We start from the raw sequence: 12,168 nt of genomic DNA on the forward strand, positions 1-12,168 counted from the left end.
AATTGTCCTTTTACACTCGCTCTTTGGCTTTTCTTCCTTCCGTAGCTGTGCTATGCAACTCGAAAAAGCCTTCAACCGAGCATAAAATGACTAATTTTCGCTTCAATCAAAAAAGTTTAAACGAGTTCATTGTTTATTAATAGTCAAATGGAACATTCACATACATATCCTTATCAGTTAAAAATTCGAATTTGGAATGTTTCATTTAGTATGGTAATAATTATAAATTTTTTCGGCTCTAGACACACCAACAACAGGTTCTAACTCATCTAACTTTGCATTGGCAACACGCTTCGCAGATTTAAAATGCTTTAGCAAGTCCACAACTGTTTTTTCACCAATGCCTGGAATTGTTTCCAGTTCAGTATTTAACGCACTTTTGCTTCGTTTATTTCTATGGTGTTCTATACCAAAACGATGTGCTTCGTTACGTAATTGTTGTATGACTTTAAGCGTTTCGCTTTTCTTATCTAAATATAGTGGAATTGGATCGTTTGGGTAAAATAATTCTTCTAAACGTTTTGCAATTCCGATGATTGCTATTTTTCCTCTTAATTCTAAAGCATCTAGGCTTTTTAAAGCAGATGATAATTGTCCTTTGCCACCATCGATGATAATGAGTTGTGGTAAGGGTTGTTCTTCCTCCAGCATCCGTTTGTAACGACGGTAAACAACTTCTTCCATCGAAGCAAAATCATCTGGACCAACGACTGTTTTAATATTAAAATGCCTATAATCCTTTTTACTTGGCTTCCCGTTTCTAAAAACCACGCATGCCGCAACGGGGTTGGTGCCTTGAATATTCGAGTTATCGAAACACTCTATATGTCGTGGCTCTTCATGCAACCTTAAATCAGCTTTCATTTGTGCCATAATTCTATTGGTATGCCTATCGGGATCTACAATTTTATCTTGTTTAAAACGCTCCAAGCGGTAATATTTAGCGTTTCTAAGTGATAAGTCCAATATGTGTTTTTTATCGCCTAATTGTGGCACGGTTACCTTAATGCCTTCACCTAATTCAACTTTAAAAGGTACATAAATTTCTTTTGATTTGGAATGAAAACGCTGACGGATTTCAGTAATCGCCAACTCTAATAACTCTACGTCGGTTTCATCTAGTTTCTTCTTGATTTCCAAAGTATGCGAACGGATAATAGACCCGTAAGAAAGTTGTAAAAAATTGATATATCCATAGCTTTCGTCACTCATTATTGAAAACACATCTACATTGCTAATTTTAGGGTTTACAATGGTAGATTTGGCTTGGTAGTTTTCAAGAATTTCGATTTTTTCCTTAATTTTTTGAGCTTCTTCAAAACGCATGTCTTCAGCAAGCCGTTTCATTTGAGTTTTGAACTGAGACAGGGAATCTTTGAAATTTCCTTTTAAAATTTCTTTGATATCCTTAATGTTTTTACTGTATGCTGCTTCCGTTTCAAAACCTTCACAAGGGCCTTTACAGTTTCCTAAATGGAATTCCAAACACACTTTGTATTTGCTTGCTTCAATTTTGTTTTCAGATAAATCATAATTGCAATTCCGAAGTGTATACAAGCCTTTTATTAAATCTAACAATGTGTGAACTGTTTTCATACTGGTATAAGGCCCAAAATAATCGCTGCCATCTTTAAAAACCCTGCGGGTAGAAAACACTCTGGGGAAACGTTCATTTTTTATACAAATCCAAGGGTACGATTTGTCGTCTTTCAACATCACATTGTACTTGGGTTGATACTTTTTGATTAGGTTGTTTTCAAGTAGCAAGGCATCCGTTTCGGTATCAACAACAATATGTTTTATCGTGACAATTTTTTTTACCAATACACGTGTTTTACCATTATCGTGTGTTTTGGTAAAATAGCTGCTAACCCGTTTCTTTAAATTCTTGGCTTTTCCAACATAAATAATCGTGCCTTCAGCATCATAATACTGGTACACACCTGGTTGATTTGGTAAGGTTTGTAATTGTATTTCTAAGGTAGGTTTATCCATCAATGTAAAGGTAATTATTTTAATTTTTTATTGATAAAATACACTTGTATAAATCTGTTAAACTTTTGAAGCTACACAACTATTCGTTACATTGCAGCACATTTTAAACCATAAAATGAACAAGAAAATAATTGGTAGAGTTGATAAAATAGATTTTCCTAAATTAGGTCTGTTTAATATTGATGTTAAAATTGATACAGGTGCCTATACCTCTACCATTCATTATTCTGAAATTATTGAAGAAAATAATACCTTACGATGTGTTTTTAACAGCGAAAAACATCAAAATTTTGGTAAAACTGAAATTGTTTTCGATGAGTACACCAGTACCGTTGTTAAAAGCAGTAACGGATTAAAAGAAAACCGATATAAAATAAAATCTGAAGTCATATTTTTTGGAAAAACATACAAGATTAACCTAACTTTAAGCACACGTAGTGATATGAGATTTCCTGTTTTAATTGGCAGGCAATTTTTAAAACGAAAATTTATGGTTGATGTAGATTTGGAAAATGTTTCTTACAACTTAAAAACCTTATGAACATAGTCATTTTATCTAGAAACTCAAATCTATATTCCACCGACAGACTTGTTGAAGAAGGAGAAAAAAGAGGTCATAAAATAGAAGTTATAGACCCTTTAAAATGCGATATCATTATTGAAAGGGAAAAACCAACCATTTATTATAAAGATCGTTATCTGGATTATGTAGATGCGGTTATTCCAAGAATTGGTGCTTCTATCACATTTTATGGTTGTGCTGTGGTACGTCAATTTGAAATGATGAATGTGTTTACAATTGCTACTTCAGATGCTATACAGCGTTCAAGGGATAAATTGAGAAGCTTACAACGCTTAAGTAAGGCAGGAATAGGCATGCCTAAAACTGTTTTCACCAACTATTCACGCGATGTTGAAGAAGTTATTGAACACGTTGGAGGCGTCCCCGTTATTATAAAATTGCTAGAAGGTACTCAAGGTCTAGGAGTGGTTTTGGCTGAAACAAAAAATGCTGCCGAATCTGTTTTAGAAGCTTTTAATGGTCTGGAAGCACGCGTTATTGTGCAAGAGTTTATCAAAGAAGCTAAGGGTGCCGATTTACGTGCTTTAATTGTTGACGGACAGGTTGTGGGTGCTATGAAACGCCAAGGGAAAGAAGGGGAGTTCCGCTCAAACTTACACCGTGGTGGTTCTGCAAACATTATCAAATTAAGTGAAGCCGAATTGCGCTTAGCTACCAACGCCTCTCGGGTACTTAAACTTCCTGTTTGTGGGGTTGATATGCTGCAATCCGCACGAGGACCATTGCTTTTAGAGGTAAATTCTACCCCTGGTTTAGAAGGTATTGAGGAAGCCACTGGAAAAAATATTGCTAAAAGTATTATTACCTATATAGAACGCAATAAACGTCGTTAAGCATGACATTAGTAAACAACATTTTAACCATTCTTGATACAAAAATATATCCTGGAGAAAGCAAGGAGATTGATTTTGATGTTGCCAATCTGCATACTTCTTCATCAGTAAACGTTCCTATAATTATTGAACGTGCTAAAAAGCCAGGACCTATTGTATTATTTACAGCTGGTATTCATGGAGACGAAGTTAATGGTGTTGAAATTGTAAGACAACTTATAGCCAATGGTATTAATAAACCTAAAATTGGCACTATTATTTGTATGCCTATTATTAATATTTTCGGCTTTATAAACTTAAAACGCGAATTTCCCGATGGTAGGGATTTAAATAGGGTGTTTCCTGGTACTGTTGATGGCTCGTTGGCCAGTAGGGTTGCCCATAAATTAATACATGGTGTGATACCTTGTGTGGATTGCATTATTGATTTCCATACAGGTGGTTCGGGGAGGTTTAATGCACCACAAATACGTATAAGTAAAGAAAACAGACATCTAAACGAACTGGCTAAAGTGTTTGCAGCACCTTTTGTGTTATACTCTAAAAATTTAAATAAATCGTTTAGAAATACTTGTTATAAATTAGGTAAATCCATGTTGCTTTTTGAAGGAGGTAAATCGTTTCATATCGATGAGAATATTACTAACCAAGGTGTTAATGGATCCAAACGGGTTTTGAAACATTTAGGAATGTTAAATACTAATTCTAAAGTAACAAAACCAAAAAAGGACACGGTATTCATTAACGAAAGTCGATGGCAACGTGCCAGTTTTTCGGGTATGTTTAGAGCAACCATTGCTATTGGGAGCCATGTTAAGAAAGGAGATGTTTTAGGATACATTACTGATCCTTACGGCAAATTAAACCAAGCCGTAAAAGCACCGAATTCTGGCTATATTATTAATGTAAACGAATTGCCTATTGTGTATCAAGGGGATGCTTTATTTCATATTTCAACAAAACTTAAACGTTAAAAGCAACATGCTTAAAGCCGAATTACGAAAAAAATATAAAGCTCTTCGTAGTGCCATGTCGGCAAATCAAATTGACAATTTAAGTATGGGAATTGCCAATCAACTTTTAAAATTACCTATTTGGGAACATTTATTCTACCATATTTTTTTATCTATTGAAGAACAAAAAGAAGTAAGTACCGATTATATTCTGAATATTTTATCGGGTAAGGACAAGAACATTCTTATTTCAAAAAGTGATTTTGAAACGGGCTTCATGACGCACTATCTTTTAACCGACAATACCGTTATTAAAAAGAACCACTATAACATACCTGAACCTGTCGATGGTATTGAGATTTCAAACCATAAAATAGACGTTGTTTTTATACCGCTTTTAGCTTTTGATATCAAAGGAGGCCGTGTCGGTTATGGCAAAGGTTTTTACGATCGGTTTTTAGCCGAATGCAAACCCGAAACCATTAAAATTGGGCTGTCTTTCTTTGAGCCTGAAGTTGAAATCGCGGATGTATTTGAAAGTGATATTAAGTTGGATTACTGTGTAACGCCAAATGAAATTTATAAATTTTAATTTAGTACATGACAAAAGCTGAAGCGTGTCGCATTAAATCTCGACCTCTTCTTTATTTATATAGCTTCGATAAGCTCCTCACACCTGATTATATTTGAATTGTTATCATGTGCTAAAAAATTTTATTTGACACAATTCTCACAATACGTTTCCCTTAAGTAATCATTCTGTAATAGTTGAAACGTTACGCCCCCTTTATCAATGGAGTTAAACAATTTACAATAGCGCTCTCTATTTATGTTAATAGCATTTAACATAATGGTTCTGTAGTTTGGATCTTGTGTTAAATCGTTATCAATCAATGTGAGATTTAAATAATAAAATAACAAATCTTCGTTGATATCTATGCTTTTTGCTTTGTCTTCCAGCAGCTTAACAGATAAGTCTGTATTTGCATAATAGCTGAAAAATTGAGCTAAACTTAAATAATCATAATCTGATAATGGAAAATTAGTATAGTGACTGTTAATAAAAGCAACCGATTTATCCTTGTTTTCATAATCCCTTTCACGCATTAAATTTTCAGCCTTTATAATATGAAAATTGACCAGCATTCTATCAATTAGAGAACTGTGAATTTTATAATTTTTTAAAGCATTGATTTGGTTTTTGAGTTTTGTTTCTTCAATTTGTATGGCTTTGTGACGCCACAATTTTATCGCAATCGCAGTTATATTATATTTCACTTCACCGTCTTTTGGCGCTAACTTTTCTAATTCCAACAATTCATTATATACAATTAAAGACTGTCTAATATCTAATGCAGCCCGAAAAGCAGAGTTTTTATTAAATATTTTAACGAATTTGGATTGTTTAGGAACCTCCATTTTTTTTAAGAAATCGGGCTCTATTTCTTTAGTTTTCATTTTTTCGAAAATAGAGTTTTGAATTTCTAAAGCCTCATTTATATCTCCTAATTTTATAGAAGCGTTAAATTTGTTCATCAATTCGTTTGGAGACATATTTACATATTTATCTATCCTTTCTAACTCCAATTCTAAAACTGCTTTTCTATGATTTTTTAAAATAGGCTCTAATTCTTCAGAAAGAGCACCGTTTAATTTTCCTTTGATTTGAGTTTTTGATAATGCTTTTAAATCTTCATGTTTTGTTCCTTTAATATCATTCAAAAATTCGACCCAATTTTCAGATGAAGAAACGTCTGTTTGTATGGTTGGCTTTTGAAAACTTTGTAACGCAGCAACTATACTATTAGCTCGCAGTTTTTGAAGTTCTAAGTTGCGTTCAATACGACCTTCTACAGAAGAATATGCTTTAATTTTAATGGTTTTTATATTAAAATCGGTTAACCTTAAAGAATCATAAATGGGTTTGATATCTTCCTGTGAATATTCTGCTTTATTTTTTTTAAATGGTATTTTAAATTTTAACGTTTTATTGCTTATAACAACTTCATTATCACTAATTGTCTTAATCTGTTTTGGATTGTAGGTTAAAGAATCTAAATACATGCCCATATCCAATAAATCCCAAGGATAGGATTCTAAATGGTAAATCCAATAATATTTACATAAATTATTGTTAGTTAAAAATAAAATATTGAACTCTAATACTTTATTTATTAATGAATTAGATATTTTTCCAATGTTTACGCGGAATAGATTTTCTCCAACAGGCTTTAGCCCGCTTTTTAATTTTGAGGTATAAACAGGCTGAAGTAACTCTCCTTTTATTTGTGGATTTCCAATGATTATTTCATCACAATCATAAATCTCTTTTGAAACGATGTCTATTGCAAGTCCATCTTTTTGGTTCTTAAATAACTTATTGAACCAGACTTTATCATTTACTTGAAAGTATAAATTGCTTTGTTCCCTTATAATTGAAAACTGAACTTCTTTTGGTTTTTGATTAAATGTTTGAAAACACTGCTGGCAAACAATATCTCTATCATTTCCAGGAAAAACAATACCAAACGTGTTTTGAGCATTAAGTATCGTAAAATTGAAGATTATGAGAGAGATTACTAAGGGAAGGCTGTACTTATTCAACGGATTTTTTTTGTGCATTTTGAAACATCAAATTAACGCTTCAATTTATAAAAAAAACTTACAGTTATGCGTTTTAAATAAAAAAACTACTTTTTCGGAAACGCCCTCTTATTAAAAACAATAAGCATAATAAAGCCCGTGCTTATAGATACATCGGCAATGTTAAAAACAGGCTCAAAAAAGTTGAAACGTTTACCACCACCAAAAGGGAACCATTCGGGGATATCTAATTCAATCAACGGAAAGTAAAGCATATCTACCACCTTGCCGTGCAACAGCGTATCGTAACCTCCTGCTTCGGGCAAAAATGTAGCTACTTGGCTAAAACTGTCATCAAACAAAACGCCATAAAAGACAGAATCTATAATATTCCCCAAAGCACCTGCAAATATTAGGGCGATAGATAGTATCAATATCTTGGACCCTTTTTTTCTTGTGGCATCGTATAACCAATAGCCAATACCAAAAATAGCAACAATTCTAAACACCGTTAAGAATATTTTAGCAGAACGATTAGAAATAAAAGATACAAAATCGCTAATTTTTGTTCCCCAAGCCATGCCATCATTTTCAATAAAATAGATTTGAAACCAGCTAAATACCTCAATATTTTCCTGAAGTTTAAAATGGGTTTTTATATATATTTTACTTATTTGATCGATTAGTAAAATAATGATAATTAGAACGGTTGACTTTTTTAACGACATAAAGAAATTTACGAATTATGATTTACGATTTTAAAATCTTATCATCTAACTAAATAAAAAAACGTCTCAAGCCCAGTACGCATCGGGAGAGACGTTTAAATATTTGCTTAAATCATATTATTGCATGTTTTTTGCTTCAATACTTAAAGTGGCATGAGGTACTAATTTTAAACGCTCTTTAGCAATTAACTTACCAGTAACCCTACAAACGCCGTACGTTTTGTTTTCTATTCTAATAAGTGCATTTTTTAAATCGCGAATAAACTTTTCTTGTCTAATAGCTAATTGCGAATTAGACTCTTTACTCATTACTTCGCTTCCTTCATCAAAAGCTTTAAAAGTAGGCGACGTATCTTCTGTACCATTACTATGGTCGTTCATATATGCACTTTTAATAAGCTCTAAATCATGTTGTGCTTTTACTATTTTCTCTTGTATTAGCGTTTTAAATTCGGCTAAATCAGCATCAGAATATCTTACATTTAAATCTAAACTCATAATTTCAATGTTTTTGTATGTACAATTTGGTATTTACATCATCAAAAGCAATTTCTATACCATTATCTAATTTGTCAATAATTTCAAGGTCTTCAGTTAGTGTTTCTGCTTTAATATACGACATATTTGTATTTATAGCCGTTACAATATGAGCATCATTTTGCAATGTAACATCTATTCTATCGGTTACTTCAAACCCTGAATCTTTGCGTAAATTCTGGATACGATTAACAAGTTCTCTGGCAACACCTTCCATTCGTAAATCTTCCGAAATTGTTACGTCTAAAGCAACTGTTAAATTTCCTTCGTTTGCAACCAACCAACCTTCAATATCTTGTGATGTAATTTCTACATCATCTAGGGCTAAAGTTATATTTTTTCCATTAACTTCAATATCTAAAACACCATTTTGTTCTATTTTGTTAATATCTTCTGCCGAAAAGTTAGTAACTTCTGCTGCAATGGCTTTCATTTCTTTTCCAAAACGAGGCCCCAAGGTTTTGAAATTAGGTTTTATTTGTTTTACCAATATCTCTGAAGCCTCTTCTAGCAACTCAATTTCCTTAACGTTAACTTCATGTTTTATTAAATCCGAAACAGCTAAAATCTCTTCTTTTTGCTGTTTGCTAGTAACAGGAATCATGATTTTTTGAAGCGGTTGACGCACTTTTATCTTTTCTTTAGCTCTTAACGACAATACTAGTGATGATATTGTTTGCGCAGCTTCCATTTTGCGTTCTAAACTTTTATCTACAAATGCCGAATCATGCACTGGGAAATTTGCTAAATGAACACTTTCAAAAGACTCTTTATTGGTAACTGAATTCAAATCCAAATACAACCTATCCATAAAGAATGGTGCAATTGGCGCACCCAACTTCGCAATGGTTTCCATACACGTATAAAGCGTTTGGTAAGCCGAAATTTTATCTTGTTGGTAATCACCTTTCCAAAAACGTCTTCTGCTTAAACGCACATACCAGTTACTCAAATAATCTTGTGTAAAATCCGAAATGACCCTAGCTGCCTTTGTTGGCTCATAGTCTGCATAATATGCATCCACTTTCTTAATCAAAGTATGTAATTCCGAAAGTATCCAACGGTCTATTTCTGGGCGTTCATTTATAGGAATATCAGTTTCAGCATACGTGAAGCTATCTAGATTTGCATATAGTTGAAAGAACGAATAGGTATTGTAAAGCGTTCCAAAAAATTTACGTTTTACTTCTTCAATACCTTCTGCATCGAATTTTAAATTATCCCAAGGGTTGGCATTAGCAATCATGTACCAACGGGTAGCGTCGGCACCGTAATTTCCTAATGTTTCAAAAGGATCTACAGCATTACCTAAACGCTTGGACATTTTTTGTCCGTTTTTATCTAAAACCAATCCATTAGACACCACATTTTTATAGGCAACCGAATCGAAAACCATGGAGGCAATAGCATGAAGCGTATAGAACCAACCACGTGTTTGATCGACACCTTCGGCAATAAAATCGGCTGGATATGACGTTCCTTTGTCAATTAACGCTTTGTTTTCAAATGGGTAATGCCATTGAGCGTACGGCATGGAGCCTGAATCGAACCAAACATCTATTAAATCGCTTTCGCGTTTCATTGGTTTTCCTGAAGCCGAAACTAATACAATGGCATCTACAATGTTTTTATGTAAATCTATTTTGGCGTAGTTTTCTTCAGAATTGTTGCCAACTTCAAAATCTTCAAAAATGTCTTTTGAAAGCACACCTGCTGAAACCGCTTTTTGCATTTCGTTTTTCAACTCTTCAACCGAACCGATACATAGTTCTTCCTTGCCATCTTCGGTTCTCCAGATAGGCAATGGAATGCCCCAATAGCGTGAGCGAGATAAATTCCAATCGTTCGCATTTGCCAACCAATTACCAAAACGACCCGTTCCTGTGGCTTTTGGTTTCCAATTGATGGTTTCATTCAATTCGAACATGCGATTTTTTACATCGGTTACTTTAATAAACCAAGAATCTAAGGGGTAATAAAGAATGGGTTTATCGGTTCTCCAACAATTGGGGTAACTGTGTTTATATTTTTCAACCTTAAAGGCTTTGTTTTCTTCTTTTAATTTAATGGCAATCTCCACATCTACCGAACGCTCTGGCGCTTCACCATCGTTGTAATACTCGTTTTTAACATATTTACCGGCATACTCTCCCATTTCTGGTCTGAACTTGCCTTGTAAATCCACCAATGGCACTAAATTGCCATATTCATCTTTTACCAACATAGGTGGAACTTCTGGCACGGCTTCTTTGGCAACTTTAGCATCATCTGCACCAAATGTTGGCGCTGTATGAACGATTCCTGTACCGTCCTCAGTGGTTACGAAATCTCCTGAAATGACTCTAAAAGCGTTTTCTGGATTATCGTTTGGAAGTGCGTATGGTAATAATTGCTCGTATTTTATACCAACTAAATCTTTACCTAAACAGTCTCCAATAATTCTATATGGAATTTTTTTATCATCAGCTTTGTAGTCTAATAATTCTGCTTTTGTATCAACTTGATTGAATTTTCCAGAAAATTGATAATTAACCAGTTTTTTTGCTAAAATCACACGGACTGGTTCAAACGTGTATTGGTTATAGGTTTCAACCAACACATAGTCTATTTTAGGTCCAACAGTTAAAGCCGTATTACTTGGTAAGGTCCAAGGAGTCGTCGTCCAAGCTAAAAAGTAAATATCACCTTCATTTTGTAAAAAATCTGGTAACGATTCTGGTTTTGCTTTGAATTGGGCTACAACCGTGGTATCCGTCACATCTTGATAAGTCCCCGGTTGGTTTAACTCGTGCGAGCTTAATCCGGTTCCTGCTTTTGGGGAATAAGGTTGTATTGTGTAACCTTTGTACAACAAGTTTTTGTCATAAATCTGTTTTAGCAACCACCAAACGCTTTCCATATATTTTGGTTCGTAGGTAATATATGGGTCGTCCATATCTACCCAATAACCCATTTTTTCGGTTAGGTCATTCCAAATATCGGTATAGCGCATGACCGCTTTTCTACAAGCCTTGTTATAATCTTCAACTGAAATGGTTTTTCCAATATCTTCTTTGGTAATTCCCAATTCTTTTTCAACGCCTAACTCAATGGGGAGTCCATGTGTATCCCAACCTGCTTTTCGCTTCACTTGATACCCTTTTTGGGTTTTGTAGCGGCAAAAAATATCTTTTATGGCACGTGCCATAACGTGGTGAATCCCCGGAAGTCCGTTTGCTGAAGGCGGCCCTTCAAAAAATACAAACGATTCGTTGTTTTCTCTAGTTGAAACACTTTTTTCAAATATGTTGTTTTCTTGCCAATAGTTAAGAATTTCTTCGGCTACTTTTGGTAAGTCAAGACCTTTATATTCAGGGAATTTAGTACTCATTGTATCAAATTTCATTTCGAGGTGCGAAATTAAGGAATTTTGATAAAACAGCGTGGTTAAATAACTAAAAAACCTTTGGTAGGTCTTAAATATTGCACAATTAATCTAATGTGTCTTTTTAAATGCTTTTTGAAAACGGTTGGCTTTATCTAAAAGTAGCTTCTCTTCTTCTGAACTAACATGTTCTTTTACAATGACTCTTTTGTTATGAATGTAGATTTTTTTAACAGGTGTATTTGCCAATTCAGAGACGATAAAAAACAATTTATTGTCCGAAAAATAATAAGTTTCGATGATTGTTTTATCTATGATTTCGATGTTTTTTATTTTCGATAATTCTTTACTATTTTCATCAAAAAACACATAATATTTAAAGATTCCTACGTCTTTAAAACCTTCTTTATCGGTTAAAGCGCCTTCCGTTTTGGTTTCTTTTAAATCTTTATTGGCATCAATTTTAGAAACCTTCTTTTCTGTTTCGGCAATAGCTGCATCCGTGCTTAAATTTGTTTTAGTACCACAAGAAAAAACGGTTAGCAATAGAAATATAAGGCTTAAATAATTTTTCATTTAGTTGAATTTATCA

At 33.7% G+C, this 12,168-nt stretch carries 10 protein-coding genes; 4 read left to right on the forward strand and 6 right to left on the reverse strand.

Translation table 11 applies throughout. The features are described from left to right. Nucleotides 1–201 precede the first annotated feature (201 nt). Nucleotides 202–1,995, reverse strand: coding sequence for an excinuclease ABC subunit UvrC (gene uvrC, locus ACGLWY_RS10455; protein WP_396619614.1), 1,794 nt, complete (start codon nucleotides 1,993–1,995; stop codon nucleotides 202–204). A 115-nt stretch (nucleotides 1,996–2,110) separates the two neighbouring features. On the opposite strand from uvrC, the gene ACGLWY_RS10460 reads away from it, so the two are divergent. The 4 genes from ACGLWY_RS10460 to ACGLWY_RS10475 are packed head-to-tail and all read left to right on the forward strand — an operon-like array spanning nucleotide 2,111 to nucleotide 4,956. Next, nucleotides 2,111–2,536 carry an ATP-dependent zinc protease gene (locus tag ACGLWY_RS10460; RefSeq protein WP_396619615.1) on the forward strand — a complete coding sequence of 142 codons (426 nt, stop codon included), beginning with the start codon at nucleotides 2,111–2,113 and terminating at the stop codon, nucleotides 2,534–2,536. Continuing rightward, nucleotides 2,533–3,411 carry a 30S ribosomal protein S6--L-glutamate ligase gene (gene rimK, locus ACGLWY_RS10465; RefSeq protein WP_396619616.1) on the forward strand — a complete coding sequence of 293 codons (879 nt, stop codon included), beginning with the start codon at nucleotides 2,533–2,535 and terminating at the stop codon, nucleotides 3,409–3,411. Before ACGLWY_RS10460 ends, rimK begins: the two co-directional genes overlap by 4 nt. A gap of 2 nt (nucleotides 3,412–3,413) precedes the next feature. After that, the gene (locus tag ACGLWY_RS10470; protein ID WP_396619617.1) at nucleotides 3,414–4,385 is read left to right on the forward strand and encodes a succinylglutamate desuccinylase/aspartoacylase family protein; all 972 of its coding nucleotides are present in this window, start codon (nucleotides 3,414–3,416) and stop codon (nucleotides 4,383–4,385) included. Nucleotides 4,386–4,392: 7 nt separating this feature from the next. After that, nucleotides 4,393–4,956: a 5-formyltetrahydrofolate cyclo-ligase gene (locus tag ACGLWY_RS10475; RefSeq protein WP_396619618.1), complete on the forward strand. Its 564-nt coding sequence runs from the start codon at nucleotides 4,393–4,395 to the stop codon at nucleotides 4,954–4,956. Nucleotides 4,957–5,078: 122 nt separating this feature from the next. Here ACGLWY_RS10475 and ACGLWY_RS10480 read toward each other — a convergent pair whose 3' ends face one another. The 5 genes from ACGLWY_RS10480 to ACGLWY_RS10500 form a co-directional block, all read right to left on the reverse strand. Then, nucleotides 5,079–6,968, reverse strand: a complete 1,890-nt coding sequence (locus ACGLWY_RS10480; RefSeq protein WP_396619619.1) for a hypothetical protein — start codon at nucleotides 6,966–6,968, stop codon at nucleotides 5,079–5,081. Nucleotides 6,969–7,054: 86 nt separating this feature from the next. Next, nucleotides 7,055–7,675, reverse strand: coding sequence for a lipoprotein signal peptidase (locus ACGLWY_RS10485; protein WP_396619620.1), 621 nt, complete (start codon nucleotides 7,673–7,675; stop codon nucleotides 7,055–7,057). A gap of 117 nt (nucleotides 7,676–7,792) precedes the next feature. Then, nucleotides 7,793–8,173, reverse strand: a complete 381-nt coding sequence (locus tag ACGLWY_RS10490; protein ID WP_117173466.1) for a TraR/DksA C4-type zinc finger protein — start codon at nucleotides 8,171–8,173, stop codon at nucleotides 7,793–7,795. Between the two features lie 4 nt (nucleotides 8,174–8,177). Beyond that, complete coding sequence (gene ileS / locus ACGLWY_RS10495; protein ID WP_396619621.1) at nucleotides 8,178–11,582, reverse strand: isoleucine--tRNA ligase; 3,405 nt, start codon at nucleotides 11,580–11,582, stop codon at nucleotides 8,178–8,180. 105 nt (nucleotides 11,583–11,687) lie between these two features. Continuing rightward, complete coding sequence (locus ACGLWY_RS10500) at nucleotides 11,688–12,152, reverse strand: hypothetical protein (RefSeq protein ID WP_396619622.1); 465 nt, start codon at nucleotides 12,150–12,152, stop codon at nucleotides 11,688–11,690. Nucleotides 12,153–12,168 lie beyond the last annotated feature (16 nt).

This window comes from Mariniflexile sp. HMF6888, assembly GCF_044335535.1.
Classification (GTDB): domain Bacteria; phylum Bacteroidota; class Bacteroidia; order Flavobacteriales; family Flavobacteriaceae; genus Mariniflexile.

Bases quoted from the DNA above. Each gene is read 5' to 3' on its own strand.
- uvrC (WP_396619614.1), bottom strand. From the start codon at position 1,995: ATGGATAAACCTACCTTAGAAATACAATTACAAACCTTACCAAATCAA.
- ACGLWY_RS10460 (WP_396619615.1), top strand. From the start codon at position 2,111: ATGAACAAGAAAATAATTGGTAGAGTTGATAAAATAGATTTTCCTAAA.
- rimK (WP_396619616.1), top strand. From the start codon at position 2,533: ATGAACATAGTCATTTTATCTAGAAACTCAAATCTATATTCCACCGAC.
- ACGLWY_RS10470 (WP_396619617.1), top strand. From the start codon at position 3,414: ATGACATTAGTAAACAACATTTTAACCATTCTTGATACAAAAATATAT.
- ACGLWY_RS10475 (WP_396619618.1), top strand. From the start codon at position 4,393: ATGCTTAAAGCCGAATTACGAAAAAAATATAAAGCTCTTCGTAGTGCC.
- ACGLWY_RS10485 (WP_396619620.1), bottom strand. From the start codon at position 7,675: ATGTCGTTAAAAAAGTCAACCGTTCTAATTATCATTATTTTACTAATC.
- ACGLWY_RS10490 (WP_117173466.1), bottom strand. From the start codon at position 8,173: ATGAGTTTAGATTTAAATGTAAGATATTCTGATGCTGATTTAGCCGAA.
- ileS (WP_396619621.1), bottom strand. From the start codon at position 11,582: ATGAGTACTAAATTCCCTGAATATAAAGGTCTTGACTTACCAAAAGTA.
- ACGLWY_RS10500 (WP_396619622.1), bottom strand. From the start codon at position 12,152: ATGAAAAATTATTTAAGCCTTATATTTCTATTGCTAACCGTTTTTTCT.